The sequence below is a fragment of the Klebsiella sp. P1927 genome, assembly GCF_018204675.1.
In the GTDB taxonomy this organism is placed as follows: domain Bacteria; phylum Pseudomonadota; class Gammaproteobacteria; order Enterobacterales; family Enterobacteriaceae; genus Klebsiella; species Klebsiella pneumoniae.
The window spans coordinates 4,785,466-4,811,774 of record NZ_CP073377.1 but is presented as its reverse complement, the minus strand read 5'-3'; the positions used below and the strand labels follow the sequence as shown (position 1 = coordinate 4,811,774).

Genomic DNA, 26,309 nt, shown 5'->3' with positions numbered 1-26,309 from the left:
ATCTCAGGAGATAGAATGATGATTACTCTGCGCAAACTTCCTCTGGCGGTCGCCGTCGCAGCAGGCGTGATGTCTGCTCAGGCGCTGGCTGTCGATTTCCATGGCTACGCGCGTTCCGGCATTGGCTGGACCGGCAGCGGCGGCGAGCAACAGTGCTTCAAAGCAACCGGCGCTCAAAGTAAATACCGTCTTGGTAACGAATGTGAAACCTATGCGGAACTGAAGCTGGGCCAGGAGCTGTGGAAGGAAGGGGATAAGAGTTTTTATTTCGATACTAACGTTGCCTATTCCGTGAATCAGGAAGATGACTGGGAAAGCACCTCTCCGGCGTTCCGTGAAGCCAACATCGAGGGTAAAAACCTGATCGACTGGCTGCCGGGCTCCACGCTGTGGGCGGGTAAACGCTTCTATCAGCGTCATGACGTTCACATGATCGACTTCTACTACTGGGATATCTCCGGCCCGGGTGCAGGTCTGGAAAACGTTGACCTTGGCTTCGGTAAGCTCTCTCTGGCCGCTACCCGTAACTCAGAAAGCGGCGGCTCTTATACTTTCTCCAGCGATGACACCAAAAAAAATGCTGCGAAAACTGCCAACGACGTCTTTGATATCCGTCTGGCGGGTCTGGAAACCAACCCGGGCGGCGTGCTGGAGTTAGGGGTCGATTACGGCCGTGCTAACCCGCAGGATGACTATCGCCTGGAAGACGGCGCGTCGAAAGACGGCTGGATGTGGACCGGTGAACATACTCAGTCTATCTGGGGCGGCTTCAACAAGTTTGTGGTTCAGTACGCCACTGACGCAATGACCTCCTGGAACAGCGGCCACTCTCAGGGGACCAGCATCGATAACAACGGCAGCATGATCCGCGTTCTGGATCACGGCGCGATGGACTTCAACGATGACTGGGGCCTGATGTACGTGGCAATGTACCAGGACGTGGATCTGGACAGCAAGAACGGTTCTACCTGGTACACCGTGGGTGTCCGTCCGATGTACAAATGGACGCCGATCATGAGCACCCAGCTGGAAATCGGTTACGACAACGTGAAATCCCAGCGTACCAGCGAAAACAACAACCAGTACAAAATTACTCTGGCTCAACAGTGGCAGGCAGGCAACAGCGTCTGGTCTCGTCCGGCTATCCGTATCTTCGCAACCTACGCGAAGTGGGATGAAAACTGGGGCTACAGCAACACCTCCGGTCTGCAGACGAAAGACAGCAGCGGAAGCGGCGCTTTCACCTCCAGCCGCGGTGACGACAGCGAAGTTACCTTCGGTGCCCAGATGGAAGTGTGGTGGTAATACCGTCCGCAGGACGGGTGTAACCTGGGAGGGGCGTCAGCCCCTCCTGATTATTCAGGGTTAGCGCGCTATTGCCTGGCTACCGCTAAACCGATGCTATCCAAGGTGAGAAGAATGAAAATGAAGAAAACTCTCGTCGCTCTGTGTTTATCCGCAGGGATGTTGGCATGCGTGCCGGGGATGAGCCTTGCCGATGTTAACTTTGTACCGCAGAACACCAGCGCCGCGCCGGCTATTCCAGCCAGCGCGCTGCAGCAGCTGATCTGGACGCCTGCCGATCAATCAAAGACGCAGAGCGTTGATTTAACTACCGGCGGTCAACGCCTGGATGTCCCGGGGATCGTCGGACCGGTCGCCGCCTGGAGCGTGCCGGCCAATATCGGTGAGCTGACCCTGACGCTCGACAGCGAACTGAACAAACATAAGCAGATTTTTGCGCCGAACGTGCTGATTCTCGACCAGAACATGACGCCCGCGGCGTTCTTCCCCAGCAATTACTTTACCTATCAGCAGCCGGGCGTGATGACCGCTGACCGCCTGGGCGGCGTGATGCGCCTGACCCCGGCGCTGGGCCAGCAAAAGCTCAATGTGCTGGTGTTTACCACTGAAAAAGATCTCCAGCAGACCACGACCCTGCTGGATCCGGCGAAAGCCTATGCCAAAGGCGCTGGCAATGCGGCCCCGGATATCCCGGATCCGATCGCTAAACATACCACCGATGGCGTGCTGAAGCTGAAAGTGAAAACTAATAGCACTTCCAGCGTGCTGGTGGGGCCGCTGTTCGGCTCTTCCGGCCCGGGTCCGGTAACCGTCGGCAACACCGCGGCGCCGGTAGCCGCGCCAGCCGCCGCCGCGGCGCCGGCCGCCAAAAGCGAGCCGATGCTCAGCGATACCGAAACCTACTTCAACAATGGTATTAAGCAGGCGGTGAAACAAGGTGACATCGACAAAGCCCTGAAATTGATGAACGAAGCTGAGCGCCTCGGCTCGAAATCCGCTCGTTCCACCTTTATCAGCAGTGTAAAAGGCAAGGGGTAATCGTCTCCCCACAATGCTGATGTTTAGGCACAGCCTTTAGGTGCATCCTCCGGGATGCACCTTTTTTTGCACGCGCGGCAGCCTGTTGCATGGCTGTTGCGTGAATGATCGTATATTGACGTTTGCCCGCCACCAACCGCCTATTCTGCGATACAATGCTTTCACGTTATGTACCGGAGAATCAGGCATGTCCCATCCTGCGCTTACGCGACTGCGTGCGCTGCGCTATTTTGCCGTTATGCCATCCCTGCCGCCGCCGCTAAGTGACTGGCTGCTGCTGGAGGACTCAATGACCCAGCGCTTTGAACAACAAGGAAAGCAGGTCACCGTGACCCTGGTTAACGAAGGGTATATCGGCCGTGACGCGCTGACTGACGAAGCGGCGCTGCTGCCCGACGAGCCGCGCTACTGGCTGCGGGAGATTATACTCAATGCCGATGGCGAGCCCTGGCTGGCCGGGCGCACGGTGGCGCCGGAGTCGACGCTGTGTGGTCCGGAGCTGGCGCTACAGCAGCTCGGGCAAACTCCGCTGGGCCGATACCTGTTTACGTCGTCGACATTAACCCGCGATTTTATTGAAATTGGTCGCGATGCAGCGCTGTGGGGGCGTCGTTCCCGCCTGCGGCTGAGCGGCAAACCCCTGCTGCTGACCGAGCTTTTTTTGCCTGCGTCGCCGTTGTACTAAGAGGAAGAAAAAATGGAGTGGAGTCTGTCGCAGAATAAGCTGTTGGCGTTTCATCGCCTGATGCGCACTGACAAACCGATCGGCGCTTTGCTGCTGCTGTGGCCGACGCTGTGGGCGCTATGGGTGGCCTCGCCGGGCGTCCCGCCGCTGTGGATCCTGGCGGTATTCGTCGCCGGCGTCTGGCTGATGCGCGCCGCCGGCTGCGTGGTGAATGACTATGCCGACCGAAAATTTGATGGTCACGTAAAGCGTACCGCCCGCCGTCCGCTGCCGAGCGGCGATGTTACCGAGAAAGAGGCGCGAACGCTGTTTATCGTGCTGGTGCTGCTCTCTTTCCTGTTGGTGCTCACCCTCAACACCATGACCATTCTGCTGTCGGTGGCGGCGCTGGCGCTGGCGTGGGTCTATCCGTTTATGAAGCGCTACACTCATCTGCCGCAGGTGGTGCTGGGCGCGGCCTTTGGCTGGTCGATCCCGATGGCCTTCTCGGCCGTCAGCGAATCGCTGCCGCTGAGCTGCTGGCTGATGTTCCTCGCCAATATTCTGTGGGCGGTGGCCTACGATACCCAGTATGCGATGGTGGATCGCGATGACGACGTTAAGATCGGCATCAAGTCGACGGCGATCCTGTTTGGCGAAAACGATCGTCTGATTATCGGTATCCTGCAGGTGGCCGTACTGGCGCTGATGGGCGCGGTGGGTTGGCTGAATGGGCTGGGCTGGGAATATTACTGGTCGCTGTTCGTGGCGGCGGGTCTGTTTGGCTGGCAGCAGAAGCTTATCTTCAATCGCGACCGCGATAACTGCTTCAAAGCGTTTATGAACAATAACTACGTCGGGCTGGTGCTGTTCCTCGGCCTGGCGATGAGCTACCTGTAACCTCCTGTCCGCTGCCCCCCGGCATTCCGGGGGGCAGCAAACGCCGCGTTACGCGTCGTCCTGCGTGACGCTCTCAATGGTCAGTCGGACATCCGACGTAATCAAGTCCGCCAGCATCCGATAAACCTTCAGGGTCTCTTCCGGCTCGGCGTCGCCGGTGTCGCTGATATAGCCTTCATCGCGCAGGGTCAACACCAGGGTGCTGAACACCGCTTTGTCGAAGAACTCCGGCGCATTGATGCCGTGTAGCACCGACAGACGCTGGGCCACGGTGCGACTCTCTTTTTCCAGCGAGCTGCGGTTGATCGCCGGGTTAGCGCTCAGCAGCCAGAAGGTGATGGCATAGCGCTGCAGCGTCTCGCGGGCGCCAGCGGCCAGCAGCTGCAGGGAGCGAGAGTGCGACGGGTTGAGGCTCATGACATCGCCATCGACGACGATCAGCTCCTGACGCAGCATCTCGGCAATCAGCGCATCCACCACTCCGGCCAGCTCCGCTTTTTCCCAGCGCAGGAACAGCTCGGCCTTGAGGAACGGATAGAGTGTTTCCACATGACGCAGCACTTCGGCGCGGCTGAGATGACGATGCTGAGTCACCAGAGCGGCTAACAGCGACGGCATCACCAGCATATGGGTGATATTGTTGCGATAGTAGGTCATCAGCACCGCCTGCTCGCGCGGCAGGATGATGATGTCGCCAATGGTGTCCTTCTCCACTTCGAACTTGTTCATCTGCAGTGCATGATCGATGAGCTCGCTGGCTGAAGCGGATGGGGCGGTCGCATCCGGAGAATAGGGCACATTGCGCAGCAGCGCGAGGTAGCACTCTAACTGCTGGGTGAGCTGCTCACGGGTCAGCGAACGCTGGCGGGAGGCCAGTAGCGCCGTACAGCACAGGTTCATGGCGTTGGCCGCGCCGGCGTTATTGATGCGCACCATCAGGTCAGCGGCGATGCTATTCACCGTCGGCGTCAGCCAGGAGGGGCGAACCGCTTCGATCGGGTCGATCGCTTCCCGCCAATCCGGCACATGCTGGTTAAGATAGGTCATCAGCGGCAGCGGTTTGCCGAAGTTAACGTAACCCTGGCCCAGGTTGCGCAGCTTGCTCAAGCCACGCACCATCTGCGGCAGACTCTCTTTCTCTTTAGTGGCGCCGCGCAGCTCTTTGGCGTAGGTTCCTACCTCCATCACGTGCTCATAGCCGATGTAAATCGGCACCAGGGTGATCGGTCGGGTTCCGCCGCGCAGCATCGCCTGGATGGTCATCGACAGCGTACCGGTCTTCGGATCGAGCAGGCGGCCGGTACGGGAGCGGCCGCCTTCGACGAAATACTCCACGGAATAGCCGCGGCTGAACAGTTCGCCAAGGTATTCGCGGAACACGGTGGAATAGAGTTTGTTGCCCTTAAAGGTGCGGCGAATAAAGAAGGCGCCGAGGCGGCGGAAGATCGGCCCGGCCGGCCAGAAGTTGAGGTTGATGCCCGCCGCGATATGCGGAGGGACCAGCCCCTGATGGTACAGGACGTAGGAGAGCAGCAGATAGTCCATGTGGCTGCGGTGGCAGGGGACATAGACAATTTCATGGCCGTCGTGCGCCAGCTGGCGTACGCGCTCGGCGTTATGCACGTTGATACCCTGGTACAGGCGGTTCCAGGTGAAGCCGAGAATGCGGTCGGTCAGGCGGATCATCTCGTATGAGAAGTTCGCCGCAATCTCTTCCATCAGCGCGATAGCGTTCTGCTGTGCCTTCTCGTGCGAAATTTTCTTGCTGCGCGCTTCGTCTTCCACCGCGCGGGCAATCGCTTTCGAGGCCAGCAGTTTATTAAACAGATCCTGGCGGGCCGGCAGACGCGGGCCGACGGCGGCCAGCCGCTGGCGGGCAAAATGCATGCGAGCGACGCGAGCCAGCTTCTGGGCGATGATCTTATCGGTACCGTGCTCATCCGCCATGCGGCGCAGCGAAACGGACGGCGAGAAGCGCACGAAGCTGTCGCGGCCGAGCCAGGAGACGGCGAAAAATTTCTGAATGCCGTTCAGCATCCGCAGCGGCGGATTGACTTCTCCTTTCTCGCGACCCGGCGAACGGCCGAACATGACCGAAACCGGCACCATTTGCACATCGAGGTCCGGATGGTTGCGGTGCAGATCGAGGTAATCGTGGAACAGCTTGATGGACTCTTCTTTTGGCGTGTAATAAGTAAATACGCGCGGCCCACCGTGGATGAATACGTAACGCGGCAGCAGGGCGCCGTCGATTTCCAGCGGTTCAAGCGGGTCAGGTAAATCATGCGCCAGGCATTGGGCGCGCAGCGTCAGCAGGTCCGCCTTCGAATTATAGGGCAGGACGTACATGACCGGACGCGAGGTATCGAGTCCTAATTCCTGGGCAGGCTCTGCCGGAATAGACTTGCTTTTTACCAGCACCTGTAATGGTAAATTCAGTAATTTATAGTAAATTCGTTGCCAGCCGGACATAAACGATGTGAAGCCTCTGGTTAATCATGCAAATGCGCGGCAAGAATAACAGAAAGTGGGCAAAATTTCCGTTACCACGCGGCAAACGCGCACACTCATCGACGTCATTTACGTAAAAAGGTTTTGTGATGGCCAATAATACCACCGGGTTAACCCGGATCATTAAGGCGGCAGGTTACTCCTGGAAAGGATTTCGCGCGGCGTGGATCAACGAGGCTGCGTTTCGTCAGGAAGGCGTCGCCGCTATCGTGGCCGTCGCGGTAGCCTGCTGGCTGGACGTCGACGCCATCACCCGCGTATTGCTGATTGGCTCGGTCCTGCTAGTGATGATAGTCGAAATTCTCAACAGCGCGATTGAAGCGGTTGTGGACCGTATCGGCTCGGATTTTCACGAGCTTTCAGGGCGCGCCAAAGATATGGGGTCGGCGGCGGTTCTGCTGGCGATTATCATCGCGCTGATCACCTGGGGAACGCTGCTGTGGAGTCATTATCACTAACGTTCTTCGCTAACCCTCGCAAAATATGAACAATCCGCCGATTTTTGTGTGCCATGTGGTTCCAAAATCACCGTTAGCTGTATATACTCACAGCATAACTGTATATACACCCAGGGGGCGGAATGAAAGCGTTAACGACCAGGCAGCAAGAGGTGTTTGATCTCATTAGGGATCATATCAGCCAGACGGGCATGCCGCCGACGCGTGCGGAAATTGCTCAGCGCTTGGGGTTCCGTTCCCCAAACGCGGCGGAAGAACACCTGAAAGCGCTGGCGCGTAAAGGCGCGATCGAGATCGTCTCCGGCGCTTCTCGCGGTATTCGCCTGCTGACGGAAGAAGAGCAAGGCCTGCCGCTGATCGGTCGCGTCGCCGCCGGTGAGCCGCTGCTGGCGCAGCAGCATATTGAAGGCCACTATCAGGTCGACCCGTCGATGTTTAAGCCCAACGCCGATTTCCTGCTGCGCGTCAGTGGGATGTCGATGAAAGACATCGGTATTCTGGATGGCGATTTGCTGGCGGTCCACAAAACCCAGGATGTGCGTAACGGTCAGGTGGTTGTCGCGCGTATCGATGAAGAAGTGACGGTGAAGCGTCTGAAAAAGCAGGGCAATGTCGTTGAACTGTTGCCGGAAAACAGCGAGTTTTCCCCGATCGTCGTCGATCTGCGCCAGCAGAGTTTTACCATTGAGGGTCTGGCCGTTGGCGTGATCCGTAATGGAGAATGGCTGTAGCGCCTGCCTCTGCGCAGCGTCATCTGTTGCGTGACGCTGCGACGTTTTTCCTCAATCAGGTCCTCAAACATGCTGCTCAACGCTGCCGATAAAGCGCTGTGGCGTCTTGCCCTCCCTATGATTTTCTCCAACATCACCGTCCCGCTGCTGGGGCTGGTGGATACGGCGGTGATCGGCCACCTGGACAGCCCGGTATACCTCGGCGGCGTAGCGGTCGGGGCGACGGCCACCAGTTTCCTCTTCATGCTGCTGCTGTTCCTGCGCATGAGCACCACCGGGCTCACCGCTCAGGCCTGGGGCGCCAAAGATCCGCAGCGCCTGGCGCGGGCGCTGGTGCAGCCGCTGGCCCTGGCGCTGGGCGCCGGGGTGCTGATTATCCTGCTTCGCCTGCCGCTAATTGACCTCGCTCTACATATTGTCGGCGGCAGCGAGGCGGTGCTTGAGCAGGCGAGACGGTTTCTCGAAATTCGCTGGCTCAGCGCCCCCGCCTCGCTGGCCAACCTGGTGCTGCTCGGCTGGCTGCTGGGCGTCCAGTACGCCCGGGCGCCGGTTATTCTGCTGGTGGTGGGTAATCTGTTGAATATTGTGCTCGATCTGTGGCTGGTGATGGGCCTGCGAATGAACGTCCAGGGAGCGGCGCTGGCCACGGTCACCGCGGAGTACGCCACCCTCATTATTGGCCTGCTGATGGCGAAGCGGGTGCTGACGCTGCGCGGCGTGTCGCTGGCGATGCTGAAAAACGCCTGGCGCGGGGATCTGCGCCGTTTATTGGCGTTGAATCGGGACATCATGCTGCGCTCGCTGCTGCTGCAGCTGTGCTTTGGCGCGCTGACCGTATTCGGCGCCCGTCTGGGCAGCGACATCGTGGCGGTTAACGCCGTACTGATGACCATGCTGACCTTTACCGCCTACGCGCTGGATGGCTTTGCCTATGCCGTGGAGGCTCACTCCGGCCAGGCCTACGGCGCGCGCGACGGTAGCCAGTTGCTGGAGGTGTGGCGGGCGGCCTGCCGGCAGTCCGGCATGGTGGCGCTGGCGTTTGCCCTGATTTACAGCCTGGCGGGGCAGTACATTATCGCGTTGTTAACCTCACTGCCTTCCCTGCAGCAGCTGGCCGATCGCTATCTGATCTGGCAGACGATCCTGCCGGTGGTCGGCGTCTGGTGCTATCTGCTGGACGGCATGTTTATCGGCGCGACGCGCGGCGCTGAGATGAGGAACAGTATGGCGGTCGCCGCGGCGGGGTTTGCCGTGACGCTGCTTACGCTACCGGTGCTTGGCAACCATGGTCTGTGGCTGGCGCTGGCGGTGTTCCTCGCCCTGCGCGGCCTGTCGCTGGCGCTGATCTGGCGTCGTCACTGGCGACGCGGCACATGGTTTAGTTAGTCATCTCCCGTCATTGCCGTTAGCCGTGACCTTCCCCGGTCGCGCTACGCTTACAGGGCGATTCAATAGCCCGGCTCAGCGTGGCGCAAGCCGGGAACATCCTCTTCGCGTTATCCCGCGGTGCGATGGTTAAAAATTCCGAATAACGAATCGACGCCAGCATTCTCATCTATAGTTAATACCATGTCCGGCACAAAACGGGCTGTAAACCCACCGAATGATGAGGACGTTATTATGAATAAAGACGAAATCGGCGGTAACTGGAAACAGTTTAAAGGTAAAGCCAAGGAACAGTGGGGCAAACTTACCGATGATGATATGACCGTAATCGAAGGGAAGCGCGACCAGCTGGTCGGCAAAATTCAGGAGCGTTACGGCTATGAGAAAGATCAGGCTGAGAAAGAAGTCTCAGACTGGGAGCATAAGAACGACTATCGCTGGTAGCGTTCCTTGATCCGAAGAATGAAGCATTTGTGTTAGTGCCTGTCTGAATGGCGCACGGACGCGCCGTTAACCCTTTTTCCCGCTGCGGCAGCCGCTCAGCGGGCTTTCTTTTTGAGCTGAATAGTATGATCGTGCTGGCAGTGTCCCGGGGTGCTGCAGGCTTCGACTTCCACGCAGCCCGCGCAAAGCCCGTGAGCTTCTATCACATTGTGGCGCAGGGCAAACCCCATGCGGGCCGCCAGCGTATGCATGATATCTTCCACCCCTTCCGCCGCTTCTTCTTTTACCACGCCGCAGCGGTCGCAGATAAACATGGCCGAGCTATGGGTCGGCTGGTCGAACAGATGGCACAGCACATAGCTATTGGTTGACTCTACCTTATGGACAAAACCCTGCTCGAGTAAAAACTCCAGCGCACGGTAAACCGTCGGCGGCTTCGCCTGCGGCTCTTTTTCACGTAGCAAGTCCAGCAGATCGTAGGCGCTGATTGCCCCTTGCTGCAGGCTCATCAGGCGCAACACTTCCAGACGCTGTGGAGTCAGGCGTACGCCGCGCTGTGCGCAAAGCTTTTCAGCATGCGCTAACATCTCTTGCGAAGGGGTCTTATCCATGAGCATCCTCGGATTGCGTGAATTTGAATCTGTTACTTTATCACGTTCCTCAGAAAACACCGAGAGCCGGCAGGTGATACGGGTCATACTTCAGGTTGTCGGCACCGGCGCCCGTCCCGAGCGCTGGCCGCTTATTCTCGAGCAGACTACGCCTTAGCCGCTCGCTAAAACCACCATGTCCGATTTAATCACAACACGCCCGACCCTGGGTATGCTATATCTGAAGTGTCTCATTTTCGGGAGAAAACGATGAAACGACCTGATTGCATTCGCCACTGGCGCGAACTGGAAGGGCCCGACGATGCTACTTATCCCGACAGCCCGGAGCGTTTTTCAATCGGCGCGCCGCTGGGGCGAGGTTTACGTCTCAACCGGCTGGGGATCCACCACGAGCGGCTGCCGCCCGGGCGGCGCACCTCTTATCCACACGCGGAGAGCGATGAGGAAGAGTTCATCTACGTGCTGGAGGGCTATCCGGAAGTGTGGATAAACGGCTATCTCTGGAAGCTGGAGCCCGGCGACAGCGTGGGTTTTCCCGCTGGTACCGGCATCTGCCACACCTTTCTCAATAACACCGAGCAGGAAGTTCGTCTGCTGGTGGTGGGCGAGGCCAACAAGAAGTACAACCGCATTTATTACCCGCTCAATCCCGGCTATGCCGCGACGCGCCAGGATCGTTGGGTTGACCATCCGCCGCAGTTCTTCGGTCCACACGACGGCAAGCCGCGGAAAAAGTAATCATTTCAGGTGAGGGGCGAAGCGCGGCGCACTATGCGCCTGTGGTGTATCTTTATGCTATAGTAGCGCCCCTTTTTACCCGGATGCTTATTTATTCGCCATGATGCCTGAATCAACGTCACCTGTTTTCCCTGCTCACCGCTTCTCCATCGCGCCGATGCTCGACTGGACCGACCGACACTGCCGCTACTTCCTGCGGCTGCTGTCGCGGCATACGCTGCTGTATACCGAAATGGTGACCACCGGGGCGATTATTCACGGCAAAGGGGACTATCTGGCCTATAGCGAAGAAGAGCACCCGGTTGCTCTACAGCTCGGCGGCAGCGATCCCCAGGCCCTGGCGCAGTGCGCGAAGCTGGCCGAGGCGCGCGGCTATGATGAGATCAACCTCAACGTCGGCTGCCCCTCCGACCGCGTGCAGAACGGGATGTTTGGCGCTTGCCTGATGGGCAATGCGCCACTGGTGGCCGACTGCATCAAGGCGATGCGCGATGTGGTGTCGATTCCGGTCACGGTGAAAACCCGTATCGGCATTGACGACCAGGATAGCTATGAGTTTCTGTGCGACTTCATTGAGACGGTCTCCGGCAAGGGCGAGTGTGAGATGTTTATTATTCACGCCCGCAAAGCCTGGCTCTCCGGCCTGAGTCCAAAAGAGAACCGCGAGATCCCGCCGCTGGATTACCCCCGCGTCTGGCAGCTGAAGCGCGATTTCCCCCATCTGACGATGGCGATCAACGGCGGCATCAAATCGCTGGACGAAGCCAGAGTACAGCTTGAGCATATGGATGGGGTGATGGTCGGGCGTGAGGCCTATCAGAACCCGGGCATTCTGGCCTCGGTCGACCGCGAAATTTTCGGCGTCGCCGGCGCGGATGCCGATCCGGTAGCGGTGGTGCGAGCCATGTACCCCTATATTGAGCGCGAGCTCAGCAAGGGCACCTATCTGGGCCATATTACCCGCCATATGCTGGGGCTGTTTCAGGGGATCCCCGGCGCTCGCCAGTGGCGTCGCTACCTGAGCGAAAATGCGCATAAAGCCGGCGCCGATATTGCAGTGCTGGAGCATGCCCTGAAGCTGGTGGCAGATAAACGTTAATTTCTGACCAAAACCTGGTGAAATTGACCACGCCTCGCGCACCGTCGCGGGGCGTTTTGTTTTAAAGTCAAAAGCTTATGGTTGGCATGCTTTTTGTAATACCTGCAGAGTGAAGTATTCATTCTTTGGGGAGAGAACCATGCTGGAACTGCTATTTGTCATTGGATTTTTTGTCATGCTGCTGGTCACCGGCGTATCGCTGCTGGGGATTATCGCGGCAATCGTGGTGGCGACGGCGCTGATGTTCGTCGGCGGGTTGTTCGCCTTGATGATCAAATTACTGCCGTGGCTGCTGCTGGCGGTGGCGGTGGTGTGGGTTATTCGGGCGCTGAAATCCCCGAACGGAAATGCTTTTCGCGACAATAACCGTTGGCGTTACTAAGGTATTGAGGGGTGCGTCACAACCTGAACAATTTTGCAGACAACCGCGTAGGCATTGCTGCGCAAATCTGTCACTATTAGCGCGTTAACGAATTCATCGCGCTGTACCCTACATACAGCCGAACTTAAAAAAAGTAAGGGCTTCCCAGCTGGAAGCCCTAAACTTTTGCCCCTTCTGCCAACTTATGGCAGCAGCAAACTCGAACCCTGCGTCACCCGGCTCTCCAGAACTTCATGCGCCCGCCGCGCTTCGCTCAGCGGATAGATCTGACTTTCAGCCACGTCCACTTTAATCACCCCGCTGGCGATCAGCGAAAACAATTCACTGCAGGCTTCCTCCAGTTCTTCCCGGTTGGTGATATAGCCCTGCAGCGATGGGCGAGTGACGTACAGGGAGCCTTTTTGATTCAGGATCCCCAGATTAACGCCGGTCACCGGACCGGAGGAGTTACCAAAGCTGACCATCAGGCCGCGGCGCTGCAGGCAGTCCAGAGAGGCCTCCCAGGTATCTTTCCCCACCGAGTCGTAGACGACGGCCACTTTCTTACCGTCGGTGAGCGCCTTGAGCCGCTCCACGATAGACTCCTCGCGATAGTTAATCACCTGCCAGGCGCCCGCCTCTTTGGCGCGCTGCGCTTTCTGCGCGCTGCCGACGGTACCGATAAGTTTCGCCCCCAGCGCTTTCGCCCACTGACAGGCTATCAGCCCCACGCCGCCAGCGGCCGCGTGAAACAGGAACATCTCATCAGGCTTAATTTCATAGGTTTTGCGCAGTAGATACCAGACCGTTAATCCTTTGAGGAACGACGCGGCGGCCTGTTCGAAAGAGATAGCGTCCGGCAGGACCGCCGCTTTGTCGGCCAGCACATTGTGTACCGTGCTGTAGGCGCCGAGCGCCGACTGGGCGTACACCACCCGATCGCCTACCTTAATATGCGTGACCCCATGGCCAACTTTACTGACGATGCCGGCCGCCTCGGTGCCCAGGCCGCTCGGCAGCGACGGCGGCGGATAGAGGCCGCTGCGAACATAGGTGTCGATATAGTTGATGCCGATGGCTTTGTTTTCGACCTGAATCTCATGTTCTGCGGGATCGCGTGGCGTGAACTCAACCGCCTGAAGCACCTCCGGTCCCCCGTGTTTCGAAAATTCGATGCGTGTTGCCATGTTCGCTCCTGTGTTGTTCCGAGATTATTCAGTAAGCTTAACAGCCTGCGCCGGCGGCGACGGATTTTCTTACCCGCCTCAGGCCTGCCACGCTTAATGGGTTCTTTAGCGGCAATGGCTTTCTCGCTATACTGTCACGCTCTTTTCCGGATCGGTGAAATGTTAGGCTATGGCAGGAAATAAACCCTTCAACAAACCACAGACAGAAACCCGCGAACGCGATCCGCAGCTCGCCGGGCTGAAAGTCCCGCCGCACTCGATTGAAGCGGAGCAGTCGGTGTTGGGCGGTTTAATGCTGGATAACGAGCGCTGGGACGACGTCGCCGAACGCGTCGTTGCCGACGACTTTTATACCCGTCCGCACCGTCATATTTTTACCGAGATGGCGCGCCTGCAGGAGTCCGGCAGCCCGATTGACCTGATTACGCTCGCCGAGTCGCTGGAGCGTCAGGGGCAGCTGGACAGCGTGGGCGGCTTCGCCTATCTGGCCGAACTGTCCAAAAACACGCCCAGCGCGGCTAACATCAGCGCCTATGCCGACATCGTGCGCGAACGCGCGGTGGTGCGCGAAATGATTTCGGTGGCCAACGAGATCGCCGAAGCCGGCTTCGACCCACAGGGGCGAACCAGCGAAGATCTGCTCGACCTCGCCGAATCCCGGGTTTTCAAAATCGCCGAAAGCCGGGCCAACAAAGACGAAGGGCCGAAGAACATCGCCGATGTCCTCGATGCCACTGTCGCCCGTATCGAACAGCTGTTCCAGCAGCCCCATGACGGCGTCACCGGGGTCAATACCGGCTACGACGACCTCAACAAAAAGACCGCCGGCCTGCAGCCGTCGGATCTGATTATCGTCGCCGCCCGTCCATCGATGGGTAAAACGACCTTCGCGATGAACCTCGTGGAAAACGCGGCGATGCTGCAGGACAAACCGGTATTAATCTTCAGTCTCGAGATGCCCTCGGAACAGATCATGATGCGTTCTCTGGCCTCGCTGTCGCGCGTCGATCAGACCCGCATTCGTACCGGTCAACTGGACGACGAAGACTGGGCGCGGATCTCCGGCACCATGGGCATCCTGCTGGAAAAGCGCAATATCTATATCGATGACTCCTCCGGCCTGACGCCGACGGAGGTGCGCTCCCGCGCGCGGCGTATCGCCCGCGAGCACGGCGGCATCGGACTGATTATGATCGACTACCTGCAGCTGATGCGCGTGCCGTCGCTCTCCGACAACCGTACCCTTGAGATTGCCGAAATCTCCCGCTCGCTGAAGGCGCTGGCGAAAGAGCTGCAGGTGCCGGTGGTGGCGCTGTCGCAGCTTAACCGCTCGCTGGAGCAGCGCGCCGATAAGCGCCCGGTCAACTCCGACCTGCGTGAGTCCGGCTCTATCGAACAGGATGCCGACTTAATCATGTTCATTTACCGTGATGAGGTCTATCACGAGAACAGCGATCTTAAAGGCATCGCGGAAATTATCATTGGTAAACAACGTAACGGTCCGATCGGCACCGTGCGACTGACCTTTAACGGCCAGTGGTCGCGTTTCGATAATTATGCCGGTCCTCAGTATGATGATGAGTAATCCTTCCGCCTTCTTTTATTAAGGAATTCAAATGCAAGCGGCAACTGTAGTTATCAACCGCCGCGCTCTGCGACACAACCTGCAACGTCTGCGTGAACTGGCGCCCGCCAGCAAACTGGTTGCGGTAGTGAAAGCGAACGCCTACGGACACGGTCTTCTCGAGACCGCGCGAACGCTGACCGACGCCGACGCCTTTGGCGTCGCCCGGCTGGAAGAGGCGCTGCGCCTGCGAGCGGGGGGCATCGCCCAGCCGATCCTCCTGCTGGAAGGCTTTTTTGCTGCGGAAGACCTGGCGGTGATCGCCGCCCAGCGCCTGCATACGGCGGTGCATAGCCCCGAACAGCTGGCGGCGCTGGAGCAAGCCGATCTCCCCGAGCCGGTGACCGTGTGGATGAAGCTGGATACCGGCATGCATCGCTTAGGGGTGCGCCCGGAGGAAGCCGAGGCGTTTTATCAGCGTCTGAGCCAGTGTAAAAACGTCCGCCAGCCGGTGAACGTGGTGAGCCACTTCGCGCGCGCCGATGAGCCGACCTGCGGCGCCACCGAACGCCAGCTGGACATCTTCACCACCTTTACCGAAGGCAAGCCGGGCTTGCGCTCTATCGCCGCCTCGGGCGGCATTCTGCTGTGGCCGCAATCGCATTACGACTGGGTGCGCCCCGGAATTATCCTGTATGGCGTGTCGCCGCTGGACGATCGCTCCACCGGGAAAGATTTCGGCTGCCAGCCGGTGATGACCCTGACGTCCAGCCTGATTGCGGTGCGCGAGCATAAAGCAGGGGAGCCCGTCGGGTACGGCGGCACCTGGATCAGCGAACGCGATACCCGTCTCGGCGTGGTGGCGATGGGCTATGGCGACGGTTATCCGCGTGCGGCACCGTCGGGCACGCCGGTACTGGTCAATGGCCGGGAAGTGCCGATTGTCGGCCGGGTGGCGATGGATATGATCTGCGTTGACCTCGGACCGCAGGCCCAGGATAAGGCCGGCGACGCGGTAGTGCTGTGGGGAGAGGGGCTCCCGGTAGAGCGCATCGCCGAGATAACGAAAGTGAGTGCTTACGAACTTATTACGCGACTGACCTCCCGCGTCGCCATGAAATACCTCGACTAAGCCTCTGGCGTACCGGATAGTACAGAGGCTGATCCGGTACGCACCAGGCCTGCGGCGCTCAAAAAAGCGGTTTATACCGCTGCGCGGTCACTTTCCCCTCAACATCCTCTCGACCTGCCGTCATATCCGGTTTATTGTGTAAGAACCTGCCCCATGTAAACCTGGAGATACATCGCGTGTTTCAAAAAGTTGACGCCTACGCCGGCGACCCTATTCTTTCTCTGATGGAACGCTTCAAAGAAGACCCGCGAAGCGACAAAGTCAACCTGAGTATCGGGCTGTACTACAACGATGACGGCATTATCCCGCAGCTGCAGGCGGTGGCGGAAGCGGAAGCACGCCTGAACGCCGAGCCGCATGGCGCCTCGCTGTATCTGCCAATGGAAGGGTTGAGCGGCTACCGTCAGGCGATTGCGCCGCTGCTGTTTGGCGCAGAGCATACCGCGCTTAAGCAAAATCGCATTGCCTCTATTCAGACGGTCGGCGGTTCGGGCGCGCTGAAGGTCGGGGCCGACTTCCTCAAACGTTACTTTCCTGAGTCTCATGTCTGGGTCAGCGATCCGACCTGGGAAAACCACATCGCCATTTTTGAAGGGGCTGGCTTCGAAGTAAGTACTTACCCCTGGTTTGATAAAGCCACCAACGGCGTGCGCTTTGAGGACCTGCTGGCGACGCTGCAAACGCTGCCGGCCCGCGATATTGTGCTGCTGCACCCTTGCTGCCACAACCCGACCGGCGCCGACCTGACGCCAGCCCAGTGGGACCGCGTGGTTGAGGTATTGAAAGCGCGTCAGCTGATCCCCTTCCTCGACATCGCCTACCAGGGCTTTGGCGGGGGGCTGGAAGAGGATGCCTACGCCATTCGCGCCATCGCCAGCGCCGGGATGCCGATGCTGGTCAGCAACTCGTTCTCCAAAATTTTCTCGCTGTACGGGGAGCGCGTCGGCGGTCTGTCCGTGGTCTGTGAAGACAGCGAAACCGCGGGCCGCGTGCTGGGTCAGCTGAAGGCCACCGTGCGCCGCAACTACTCCAGCCCGCCAAGCTTTGGCGCGCAGGTGGTGGCGACGGTGCTGAACGATGCAGCTCTGAAAGCCACCTGGCAGGCGGAAGTGGACGCCATGCGCGCGCACATCCTGACCATGCGCCAGGCGCTGGTCGACGCGCTGCAGCAGGTTGCCCCGGGTAGCAAAGTGGATTACCTGCTCAAGCAGCGCGGGATGTTCAGCTATACCGGATTTAGCGCGGCGCAGGTGGATCGTCTGCGCGACGAGTTTGGCGTCTACCTGATTGCCAGCGGACGCATGTGCGTGGCGGGGTTAAACTCACGTAATGTTCAGCAGGTAGCGAAAGCTTTTGCCGCGGTAATGTAAGCCGCTCTCCAGCAGGTTGTCTCTGCCGGTCAACGGGCAGGGGCAACCCCCTCGGATGTGATCATCCTCTTTTTCTATGACATCTGCGCGAAAAAGGCTTTTCATCCATGCCGCCGGCGGGTAAGGTCGGGACGTTGATAAGCATGCACATTATTGAAAACAATAATGATTGATAGATTTAGGGATAAATATGCGCAAACTTACTCTCGCCCTTGCGGCGGCTTCTCTCCTGTTCACGCTGAACAGCGCCGTTGTGGCGCGCGCCTCCACGCCGCAGCCGCTGTGGGTTGGCACCAACGTGGCCCAGCTGGCCGAGCAGGCGCCGATCCACTGGGTTTCGGTGGCGCAAATTGAGAACAGCCTGCTGGGGCGGCCGCCGATGGCCGTCGGTTTTGATATCGATGACACCGTCCTCTTCTCCAGTCCGGGTTTCTGGCGCGGGCAAAAAACCTTCTCTCCCGGCAGCGAGGATTACCTGAAAAACCCACAGTTCTGGGAAAAAATGAACAATGGCTGGGATGAATTCAGCATGCCGAAAGAGGTGGCGCGCCAGCTGATTGCGATGCATGTGAAGCGCGGGGACAGCATCTGGTTCGTCACCGGCCGCAGCCAGACCAAAACCGAAACCGTTTCTAAAACCCTGCAGGATGATTTTCTCATCCCGGCCGCCAATATGAATCCGGTGATTTTCGCTGGCGATAAGCCTGGCCAAAACACCAAGACCCAGTGGCTGCAGGCGAAGCAGATAAAGGTTTTCTACGGCGATTCGGATAATGATATCACCGCCGCCCGCGAAGCGGGCGCCCGTGGCATCCGCGTGCTGCGGGCCGCCAACTCCTCCTATAAGCCGTTGCCGATGGCTGGCGCGCTGGGCGAGGAAGTAATCGTCAATTCCGAATATTGATGACCGCCTGAACGCGATAAACGGCAGCGACGGCGCTGCCGTTTTTTTATGCAAAATCAGGGGTGGAAGGTTTTACCTTTTCACGTATTGCTGCACACTTAGAAGGATTCATTCGCAAAAGGAGTCAATGATGTGGTATCAGCAAACCCTGACGCTTGGGCCAAAATCCCGCGGTTTTCATCTGGTCACCGACGAAATCCTTGGCCAGATCCGCGGGCTGTCCGGGGTGAAGGTTGGCCTGCTGCACCTCCTGCTCCAGCATACTTCCGCTTCCCTGACGCTCAACGAAAACTGCGATCCCACCGTCCGCTATGACATGGAGCAGTATTTTCTCAACGCCGTACCGGACAATGCGCCGTATGAACATGACTATGAAGGCCCTGACGATATGCCGTCGCACATCAAATCATCGATGCTTGGCGTGTCGCTAATGCTGCCGGTCGAGGACGGGCGCGTCAGGCTGGGAACCTGGCAGGGCATCTGGCTGGGGGAGCATCGGATACACGGCGGTTCGCGGCGCATCGTTGCGACGCTCATGGGGGAATAAAAGATGACAATTTCGGAGTTATTACAGTACTGCATGGCGAAACCGGGAGCAGAGCAGAGCGTCCACAGCGACTGGAAAGCCACGCAGATTAAGGTCTCAGATGTGCTGTTTGCCATGGTGAAGGAGGTTGAGGACCAGCGGCCGGCGGTCGCGCTGAAGGCGAGTCCGGAGCTGGCTGAGCTGCTGCGTCAGCAGCATCGCGATGTCCGGCCCAGCCAGCATCTCAATAAAGCGCACTGGAGCACCGTCTATCTGGATGGCTCGCTGCCGGATTCGCAAATCTACTACCTGGTCGATGCGTCTTATCAGCAGGCGGTGAAAATGCTGCCGGAGCCGGTCCGGCAGCAGCTTACCCGCTAATTATTTCAGCATGGGCTTGAGGAAGCGCGCGGTGTGCGAGGCTTCGCACTCGGCGACGGTTTCCGGCGTACCGGAGACCAGGATTTCGCCGCCGCCGCTGCCGCCTTCCGGGCCGAGATCGACAATCCAGTCGGCAGTTTTAATCACATCGAGGTTGTGTTCAATCACCACGATGGTATTGCCCTGATCGCGCAGCTGGTGCAGGACTTCCAGCAACTGCTGGATATCGGCGAAGTGCAGACCGGTGGTCGGCTCATCGAGGATATACAGCGTCTGGCCGGTACCGCGCTTGGACAACTCGCGCGCCAGCTTCACGCGCTGCGCCTCGCCGCCGGACAGGGTCGTCGCCGACTGGCCAAGGCGGATATAGGTCAGGCCGACGTCCATCAGGGTTTGCAGCTTACGCGCCAGCGCCGGTACGGCATCAAAGAATTCACGCGCCTCTTCAATGGTCATATCCAGCACTTCGTGGATGGTCTTACCCTTGTACTTAATCTCCAGCGTTTCGCGGTTATAGCGTTTGCCTTTGCACTGGTCGCACGGCACGTAGATATCCGGCAGGAAGTGCATTTCGACCTTGATCACTCCATCGCCCTGGCAGGCTTCGCAGCGCCCACCGCGAACGTTAAAGCTAAAGCGCCCCGGCGTATAGCCGCGTGAGCGAGACTCCGGTACGCCGGCGAACAGCTCGCGCACCGGGGTAAACACCCCGGTATAGGTTGCCGGGTTGGAGCGCGGCGTCCGGCCGATCGGGCTCTGGTCGATATCGATCACTTTATCGAAATGTTCCAGCCCCTGGATATCGCGATACGGCGCTGGTTCGGCGATGGTCGCGCCGTTGAGCTGGCGCTGGGCAATCGGGAACAGGGTATCGTTGATCAGCGTGGATTTACCCGAGCCGGAGACGCCGGTGATGCAGGTAAACAGGCCCACTGGCAGGGTGAGCGTTACATCCTTCAGGTTGTTGCCGCGCGCGCCGGTCAGCTTGAGGACTTTCTCCGGGTTGGCGGGCACGCGCTGCTTCGGCACTTCAATTTTGCGTTTACCGCTCATGAACTGGCCGGTCAGGGATTCCGGGACCGCCATAATGGCCTCCAACGGCCCTTCCGCTACTACCTGGCCGCCGTGAACGCCAGCGCCGGGACCGATATCGATCACATGGTCGGCGGCGCGAATGGCGTCTTCGTCGTGCTCAACGACGATCACCGTGTTGCCTAAATTACGCAGGTGGATCAGGGTGCCGAGCAGGCGTTCGTTATCGCGCTGGTGCAGGCCGATAGAGGGTTCATCCAGCACGTACATCACGCCAACCAGCCCGGCGCCAATCTGGCTTGCCAGACGGATACGCTGGGCTTCGCCGCCGGAGAGCGTTTCCGCCGAGCGGGAGAGCGTCAGGTAGTTGAGGCCGACGTTGACGAGGAATTTCAGACGATCGCCAATCTCTTTCAGCACTTTTTCGGCGATTTTCGCCCGCTGTCCGGAGAGCTTCAGATTGTTGAAGAAATCCATCGCATGGCCGATGCTCATATCGGAAATGGTCGGCAGCGGGGTGTTTTCCACAAACACGTGGCGCGCCTCGCGACGCAGACGCGTGCCGTCGCAGCTGGCGCACGGACGGTTGCTGATGAACTTCGCCAGCTCTTCGCGCACCGCGCTGGATTCCGTCTCTTTGTAACGGCGCTCCATGTTATGCAGCACGCCTTCGAACGGATGGCGGCGCACCGAGGTATCCCCGCGGTCATTCATGTATTTGAATTCAATACTTTCTTTACCTGAACCGTACAGCACCACTTTCTGCACGTTGGCGCTGAGGGTGCCCCATGGCGCTTCGACGTCGAATTTATAGTGCTCCGCCAGCGACTTCAACATCTGGAAGTAGTAGAAGTTACGCCGATCCCAGCCGCGGATGGCGCCGCCCGCCAGCGACAGCTCGGGATTTTGCACCACGCGATCGGGATCGAAATATTGCTGCACGCCGAGGCCGTCGCAGGTCGGGCAGGCGCCCGCCGGGTTGTTAAAGGAGAACAGACGCGGCTCCAGCTCGCGCATGCTGTAGCCGCAGATCGGGCAGGCGAAGTTGGCGGAAAACAGCAGTTCTTCCGCTTTCTCATCATCCATATTAGCCACAATGGCGGTCCCGCCGGAGAGCTCCAGCGCGGTTTCAAACGACTCGGCCAGGCGCTGCGCCAGATCGTCGCGCACCTTGAAGCGGTCGATGACTACCTCAATGGTGTGCTTCTTCTGCAGCTCCAGCTTCGGCGGATCCGACAGATCGCAGACCTCACCGTCGATCCGCGCGCGGATGTAGCCCTGACTGGCGAGGTTTTCCAGGGTTTTAGTGTGCTCGCCTTTGCGCTCTTTAATAATGGGCGCCAGCAGCATCAGGCGCAGGCCTTCCGGCTGGGCGAGGACATTATCGACCATCTGACTGACGGTTTGCGCCGCCAGCGGCACGTCGTGATCCGGACAGCGCGGTTCGCCGACGCGGGCGTACAGCAGACGCAGATAGTCGTGAATTTCGGTAATAGTACCCACCGTCGAGCGGGGGTTGTGAGAGGTTGATTTCTGTTCGATGGAAATCGCCGGCGACAGCCCTTCGATATGGTCGACGTCCGGCTTCTCCATCAGCGACAGGAACTGTCGCGCATAGGCGGAGAGCGATTCGACGTAGCGACGCTGGCCTTCGGCATACAGGGTGTCGAAAGCGAGTGAAGATTTGCCAGACCCGGAAAGCCCGGTGACGACAATGAGTTTGTCGCGCGGGATAACGAGGTTGATGTTTTTGAGATTATGGGTGCGGGCGCCCCGAACTTCGATCTTATCCATTCACCTTTCCCGGTAGGTAGATACACGGATTGCCTGGTTTGCTTGAAGGACAAACGGCAGAAACGGCTAATTATGACACAATTTAACCTGAATGAATATACAGTATCGGAATGCAAATTCGGGTCGAGTGTGCAACAATGTCGTAGCCGGGTACTATCTCTGGAATCAGCCTCGCAGCTATTAAAATGCTACGTGGAAATGGTACACTCGCGCGTTTACACTATTAAGAAACGTATTCAGGAGACACGAACATGGCCAGCAGAGGCGTAAACAAGGTGATTCTCGTCGGTAATCTGGGGCAGGACCCGGAAGTACGCTACATGCCAAGTGGCGGCGCTGTCGCCAACTTCACGCTGGCAACTTCCGAATCCTGGCGTGACAAGCAGACCGGCGAAATGAAAGAGCAGACCGAGTGGCACCGCGTTGTGCTGTTCGGCAAACTGGCGGAAGTCGCTGGTGAGTATCTGCGTAAAGGCTCACAGGTGTACATTGAAGGCCAGCTGCGTACCCGCAAGTGGACCGATCAATCCGGTCAGGACAAATACACCACCGAAGTGGTGGTGAACGTGGGCGGCACCATGCAGATGCTGGGCGGCCGTCAGGGCGGCGGCGCACCGGCAGGCGGCGGCCAGCAGCAGGGCGGTTGGGGTCAGCCGCAGCAGCCGCAGGGCGGCAACCAGTTCAGCGGCGGCGCGCAGTCCCGTCCGCAGCAGCAGGCCCCGGCAGCGCCTTCCAACGAACCGCCGATGGACTTCGACGACGACATCCCGTTCTAAGGCTTGCCTTAGGCGCACTGTCTGCGCAGTCGAAAGCAGAAAGCCCCGGTTTCGCCGGGGCTTTTTCTTTGTTATTCCTGCACCGTCATTTCAGGATGGAATTTGACCTACGGTAACGAGCGATTCAGATGACGGGCACCTGAGCGGTGGCGGCTGTCGCCACGCTGGGCTGCGGTTTGGCTGGCTGCGCTACCGGCTCCTGCCGCGGTACGGCCGTCGCTTTCTGTTTGCGGGCCATGTCATCGACGATCAGCCGATAGGCGATGTAATACTTATAGATATTGCTGACGTAGGTTACCGTCTCGGCGCCAATTTTTTCTGCCGCCATATTTTCGACGTTACCGAACCAGACGTTCGGGTCAAATCCTCGCTGTTTAGTCATGGTGCGCAGGCGGGCGATACGCGCCGGACCCGCGTTATAGGAGGCAAAGGTAAACAGCGCTTTATCGAGCCGGGTCATGGGCTCATCGGCATAGTACCGATCCATCATCCAGCGCATGTATTTCACGCCGGCATGGATATTGGGATCCAGCTGTTTAATATCGCCCACCTTCAGCTCTTTTCCAGTGCTGGGCATCACCTGCATAACGCCGATGGCGCCGACGTGGCTCCGTACCGACTGATTCAGCCGCGACTCCTGGTATCCCTGGGCCGCCATCAGCAGCCAGTCGACGTCGTAACGATCGCCGTACTTGCGGAAGACATCTACCATCGCGAGGAATTTGCGTCGTTCCTTACTCGCCGCGGCATTTTTGACATATTTAGCATTTTTCAGGTAACGCAGCAGGAGAGTATTGCCCAGCGTGGTGCCCTGACGATTCTTTTTGACGAAGTTGTTCAGTACCGTCAGCAGCTGCGGGCTGTCTTTGCGTACCGCCCAGGCAATGTCGCCGCCGTCGCGCAGCACCACATTGTCATGGACCTGAATTTTTGGAAACACCTGTTTCCAGAACAACGCTTTATGCTGATCGACGACGATCAGCGGAATCAGCCCGGCGTTGAGCATTTCCAGCAGATCTTCATCCTCCAGCGCTTCCGGCGCCGCCTCCAGTATCACCGGTGGGCGCGACTCACCGGCAAATCGGGCGTTCAGCGCTTGCAGGCTGTCGTAATAGCTGGAGGAGCGGCGAACAAAGACGGTTTGACCAGAGAGTTGCTCCAGGCTGTCGACCTTCGGTGAAGCCGGGCCGGAGATCAGTAATTCTTTCACGTTGCTGTAGAGCGGCTGGGCGAAATCGACCTGTGCTTCCCGCGAGGGCGTGATAGTCAGATTGGCAGCCGCAATATCGCCTTTACCTTCATTAAGCGCGATAAAGAGATTGTCCCGACTGACCGGCACAAAAACGATATGCAGCTTCAGGTGGCGCTGTTTGAGCTTTTTATCCTTCGCTAGCTGTTTATTCAGCTCGTTTTCCAGCGCGATAAAAATGTCGTGCGTCGCCCCGCGCTGGGTGCCTTTATCAATAAAAAAGAAGGTCTTGCTGTAGGTGGTTAATACCCGAATGGTACGACGGTCGATCATGCCAGGCAAATCGCCTCTCCATGGCCGTAGCATATCGTCGATATGAATCGATAGCGTGTTGTCTTCGGCTGCTGCCGGCGGCGCTTTTTCCGCCTCTACTGCCGGCAGCAGAGGAGCGAATAACAGTGTCGCGAGGCAGGTGAGCCAGGCGATAAACAGACGTGATAGCGAGTAGGCGTTCATGGAGGAATACTCCGCAGGGGATGTGATTATTTTAGCAGAACGGCCGCCGTTAGGGAAGGTGCGAATAAGCAGGTCATTTCTTCCCAAGCTGACTCGCTGATTAAAATTTCGCGGATCTGGGCCGATTTTTTTCCCGCAAACACATCGAATCAGCCTATTTAGGCTATTTTTTCCACCATTTCTGGCGTTATTTCCGGTTTTTACTGAGATCTCTCCCACTGACGTATCATTTGGTCCACCCGAAACAGGTTGGCCAGGGTGAATAACATCGCCAGTTGGTTATCGTTTTTCAGCAGCCCTTTGTATCTGGCTTTCACGAAGCCGAACTGCCGCTTGATGATGCGAAACGGGTGCTCCACCCTGGCACGGATGCTGGCTTTCATGTATTCGATGTTGATGGCCGTTTTGTTCTTGCGCGGATGCTGCTTCAAGGTTTTTACCTTGCCGGGACGCTCGGCGATCAGCCAGTCCACATCCACCTCGGCCAGCTCCTCGCGCTGTGGCGCTCCTTGGTAGCCGGCATCGGCTGAGACAAATTGCTCCTCTCCATGAAGCAGATTACCCAGCTGATTGAGGTCATGCTCGTTGGCCGCGGTGGTGACTAGGCTGTGGGTCAGGCCACTCTTGGCATCGACACCAATGTGGGCCTTCATGCCAAAGTGCCACTGATTGCCTTTCTTGGTCTGATGCATCTCCGGATCGCGTTGCTGCTCTTTGTTCTTGGTAGAGCTGGGTGCCTCAATGATGGTGGCATCCACCAAAGTGCCTTGGGTCATCATGACGCCTGCTTCGGCCAGCCAGCGATTGATGGTCTTGAACAATTGACGGGCCAGTTGATGCTGCTCGAGCAGGTGGCGGAAATTCATGATGGTGGTGCGATCCGGCAGGGCGCTATCCAGGGATAATCGGGCAAACAGGCGCATGGAGGCGATTTCGTACAGGGCATCTTCCATGGCACCGTCGCTCAGGTTGTACCAATGCTGCATGCAGTGAATACGCAGCATGGTCTCCAGCGGATAGGGCCGTCGGCCATTGCCCGCCTTGGGATAAAACGGCTCGATGACTTCCACCATGTTTTGCCATGGCAGAATCTGCTCCATGCGGGAGAGGAAAATCTCTTTTCGGGTCTGACGGCGCTTAGTGCTGAATTCACTATCGGCGAAGGTGAGTTGATGGCTCATGATGTCCCTCTGGGATGCGCTCCGGATGAATATGATGATCTCATATCAGGAACTTGTTCGCACCTTCCTTAGCTGGGAACGACAAGGGCGTAAAAAACATAACAATGCCGACAAATAGTTTTCTCCCATTTTATCGCTTACTATTAATGTGTTTTTATCTTTAATTTAACTATGGAGATAATATGGCGAAAATGTGTGTTTTTAATGATAAATAGAAAATAATGATGATGTTTTTATTTTATTTCTCCCCATCTGTTTTGTTGTAACTTTTTGATTGTTGGTGTTTATTTTATTTTTCTCCGATATTGATTATTATCATCTTGATAATGAATCTCATTTTTATTACCGTAACACGGCACATTACTCTAATGACACGCTGTCTGGATTACGCTATCAAAGAATAGCGCGCAGCGCTTTTTCTCTAATGATGAAACAGGGCACTTAATTTTATTATGCCTCACGCTTTTTTTTATTCCCATTAATGCCGGGAAGGCGCTGACCTGCGCCAAAA

General features: G+C 57.9%; 25 protein-coding genes. 18 read left to right on the top strand and 7 right to left on the bottom strand.

The annotated features are described in order from the left end of the window. The first annotated feature begins 15 nt into the window (after positions 1-15). The 4 genes from KB892_RS24025 (at position 16) to ubiA (ending at position 3,907) form a co-directional block, all read left to right on the top strand. Entirely contained in the window at positions 16-1,305 is a 1,290-nt protein-coding gene (locus KB892_RS24025; RefSeq protein ID WP_094890059.1) for a maltoporin, read from the top strand. A gap of 114 nt (positions 1,306-1,419) precedes the next feature. After that, positions 1,420-2,343 carry a maltose operon protein MalM gene (gene malM, locus KB892_RS24020; protein ID WP_072353987.1) on the top strand — a complete coding sequence of 308 codons (924 nt, stop codon included), beginning with the start codon at positions 1,420-1,422 and terminating at the stop codon, positions 2,341-2,343. Positions 2,344-2,530: 187 nt separating this feature from the next. Further along, positions 2,531-3,028, top strand: coding sequence for a chorismate lyase (gene ubiC, locus KB892_RS24015; protein WP_002884807.1), 498 nt, complete (start codon positions 2,531-2,533; stop codon positions 3,026-3,028). A gap of 12 nt (positions 3,029-3,040) precedes the next feature. Beyond that, positions 3,041-3,907 carry a 4-hydroxybenzoate octaprenyltransferase gene (gene ubiA / locus KB892_RS24010; RefSeq protein ID WP_002884808.1) on the top strand — a complete coding sequence of 289 codons (867 nt, stop codon included), beginning with the start codon at positions 3,041-3,043 and terminating at the stop codon, positions 3,905-3,907. A 48-nt stretch (positions 3,908-3,955) separates the two neighbouring features. Here ubiA and plsB read toward each other — a convergent pair whose 3' ends face one another. Next, entirely contained in the window at positions 3,956-6,379 is a 2,424-nt protein-coding gene (gene plsB / locus KB892_RS24005) for a glycerol-3-phosphate 1-O-acyltransferase PlsB (RefSeq protein WP_062955054.1), read from the bottom strand. 128 nt (positions 6,380-6,507) lie between these two features. Here plsB and KB892_RS24000 point away from each other — a divergent pair, with 128 nt between their 5' ends. The 3 genes from KB892_RS24000 (at position 6,508) to dinF (ending at position 8,993) form a co-directional block, all read left to right on the top strand. After that, a complete protein-coding gene (locus KB892_RS24000) occupies positions 6,508-6,876 on the top strand; it encodes a diacylglycerol kinase (RefSeq protein ID WP_002884819.1) in 369 nt (122 codons plus the stop codon). Positions 6,877-6,998: 122 nt separating this feature from the next. Continuing rightward, the gene (lexA, locus tag KB892_RS23995) at positions 6,999-7,607 is read left to right on the top strand and encodes a transcriptional repressor LexA (protein WP_002884822.1); all 609 of its coding nucleotides are present in this window, start codon (positions 6,999-7,001) and stop codon (positions 7,605-7,607) included. Positions 7,608-7,676: 69 nt separating this feature from the next. Continuing rightward, complete coding sequence (dinF, locus tag KB892_RS23990) at positions 7,677-8,993, top strand: MATE family efflux transporter DinF (protein ID WP_004151748.1); 1,317 nt, start codon at positions 7,677-7,679, stop codon at positions 8,991-8,993. 19 nt (positions 8,994-9,012) lie between these two features. Here dinF and KB892_RS23985 read toward each other — a convergent pair whose 3' ends face one another. Further along, positions 9,013-9,162, bottom strand: a complete 150-nt coding sequence (locus tag KB892_RS23985) for a hypothetical protein (protein WP_004219133.1) — start codon at positions 9,160-9,162, stop codon at positions 9,013-9,015. A 65-nt stretch (positions 9,163-9,227) separates the two neighbouring features. Here KB892_RS23985 and KB892_RS23980 point away from each other — a divergent pair, with 65 nt between their 5' ends. Then, positions 9,228-9,437, top strand: a complete 210-nt coding sequence (locus KB892_RS23980) for a CsbD family protein (RefSeq protein ID WP_004151747.1) — start codon at positions 9,228-9,230, stop codon at positions 9,435-9,437. A gap of 95 nt (positions 9,438-9,532) precedes the next feature. Here the strand turns inward: KB892_RS23980 and zur are convergent, their stop codons facing one another. Continuing rightward, on the bottom strand, positions 9,533-10,048 hold the full coding sequence (gene zur, locus KB892_RS23975) for a zinc uptake transcriptional repressor Zur (RefSeq protein ID WP_002884931.1): 516 nt from the start codon (positions 10,046-10,048) through the stop codon (positions 9,533-9,535). A 249-nt stretch (positions 10,049-10,297) separates the two neighbouring features. Between zur and KB892_RS23970 the strand changes: the two genes are divergently transcribed. The 3 genes from KB892_RS23970 (at position 10,298) to pspG (ending at position 12,267) form a co-directional block, all read left to right on the top strand. After that, positions 10,298-10,786 (top strand): cupin domain-containing protein, encoded by a 489-nt coding sequence (locus tag KB892_RS23970; RefSeq protein WP_002884935.1) that lies wholly within the window; start codon positions 10,298-10,300, stop codon positions 10,784-10,786. A 100-nt stretch (positions 10,787-10,886) separates the two neighbouring features. After that, positions 10,887-11,885 carry a tRNA dihydrouridine(20/20a) synthase DusA gene (gene dusA / locus KB892_RS23965; RefSeq protein WP_002884937.1) on the top strand — a complete coding sequence of 333 codons (999 nt, stop codon included), beginning with the start codon at positions 10,887-10,889 and terminating at the stop codon, positions 11,883-11,885. A 139-nt stretch (positions 11,886-12,024) separates the two neighbouring features. Beyond that, a complete protein-coding gene (pspG, locus tag KB892_RS23960) occupies positions 12,025-12,267 on the top strand; it encodes an envelope stress response protein PspG (protein ID WP_002884940.1) in 243 nt (80 codons plus the stop codon). Between the two features lie 182 nt (positions 12,268-12,449). On the opposite strand, the gene KB892_RS23955 is transcribed toward pspG, so the two are convergent. Beyond that, positions 12,450-13,433 carry a quinone oxidoreductase gene (locus KB892_RS23955; RefSeq protein ID WP_002884941.1) on the bottom strand — a complete coding sequence of 328 codons (984 nt, stop codon included), beginning with the start codon at positions 13,431-13,433 and terminating at the stop codon, positions 12,450-12,452. 169 nt (positions 13,434-13,602) lie between these two features. On the opposite strand from KB892_RS23955, the gene dnaB reads away from it, so the two are divergent. From dnaB to KB892_RS23925, 6 genes are all read left to right on the top strand, one after another. Then, positions 13,603-15,018, top strand: coding sequence for a replicative DNA helicase (gene dnaB, locus KB892_RS23950; protein ID WP_002884942.1), 1,416 nt, complete (start codon positions 13,603-13,605; stop codon positions 15,016-15,018). Between the two features lie 31 nt (positions 15,019-15,049). Further along, positions 15,050-16,129 (top strand): alanine racemase, encoded by a 1,080-nt coding sequence (gene alr / locus KB892_RS23945; protein WP_002884943.1) that lies wholly within the window; start codon positions 15,050-15,052, stop codon positions 16,127-16,129. Positions 16,130-16,305: 176 nt separating this feature from the next. Continuing rightward, positions 16,306-17,499: an aromatic amino acid transaminase gene (gene tyrB / locus KB892_RS23940; protein ID WP_002884946.1), complete on the top strand. Its 1,194-nt coding sequence runs from the start codon at positions 16,306-16,308 to the stop codon at positions 17,497-17,499. A 190-nt stretch (positions 17,500-17,689) separates the two neighbouring features. Beyond that, a complete protein-coding gene (gene aphA, locus KB892_RS23935) occupies positions 17,690-18,403 on the top strand; it encodes an acid phosphatase AphA (RefSeq protein WP_004151745.1) in 714 nt (237 codons plus the stop codon). Between the two features lie 130 nt (positions 18,404-18,533). After that, positions 18,534-18,950 carry a secondary thiamine-phosphate synthase enzyme YjbQ gene (locus tag KB892_RS23930; protein ID WP_002884951.1) on the top strand — a complete coding sequence of 139 codons (417 nt, stop codon included), beginning with the start codon at positions 18,534-18,536 and terminating at the stop codon, positions 18,948-18,950. A 3-nt stretch (positions 18,951-18,953) separates the two neighbouring features. Further along, positions 18,954-19,310, top strand: a complete 357-nt coding sequence (locus KB892_RS23925; protein ID WP_002884953.1) for an MmcQ/YjbR family DNA-binding protein — start codon at positions 18,954-18,956, stop codon at positions 19,308-19,310. Here the strand turns inward: KB892_RS23925 and uvrA are convergent, their stop codons facing one another. After that, the gene (gene uvrA / locus KB892_RS23920) at positions 19,311-22,136 is read right to left on the bottom strand and encodes an excinuclease ABC subunit UvrA (protein ID WP_004146620.1); all 2,826 of its coding nucleotides are present in this window, start codon (positions 22,134-22,136) and stop codon (positions 19,311-19,313) included. It abuts the gene before it with no gap. A 251-nt stretch (positions 22,137-22,387) separates the two neighbouring features. On the opposite strand from uvrA, the gene ssb1 reads away from it, so the two are divergent. Then, on the top strand, positions 22,388-22,912 hold the full coding sequence (gene ssb1 / locus KB892_RS23915; RefSeq protein ID WP_004151744.1) for a single-stranded DNA-binding protein SSB1: 525 nt from the start codon (positions 22,388-22,390) through the stop codon (positions 22,910-22,912). A gap of 124 nt (positions 22,913-23,036) precedes the next feature. On the opposite strand, the gene KB892_RS23910 is transcribed toward ssb1, so the two are convergent. Further along, a complete protein-coding gene (locus KB892_RS23910; protein WP_002885017.1) occupies positions 23,037-24,617 on the bottom strand; it encodes an MltF family protein in 1,581 nt (526 codons plus the stop codon). Between the two features lie 200 nt (positions 24,618-24,817). Beyond that, positions 24,818-25,798, bottom strand: coding sequence for an IS5-like element ISKpn26 family transposase (locus KB892_RS23905; RefSeq protein ID WP_000019473.1), 981 nt, complete (start codon positions 25,796-25,798; stop codon positions 24,818-24,820). Positions 25,799-26,309: the final 511 nt, after the last annotated feature.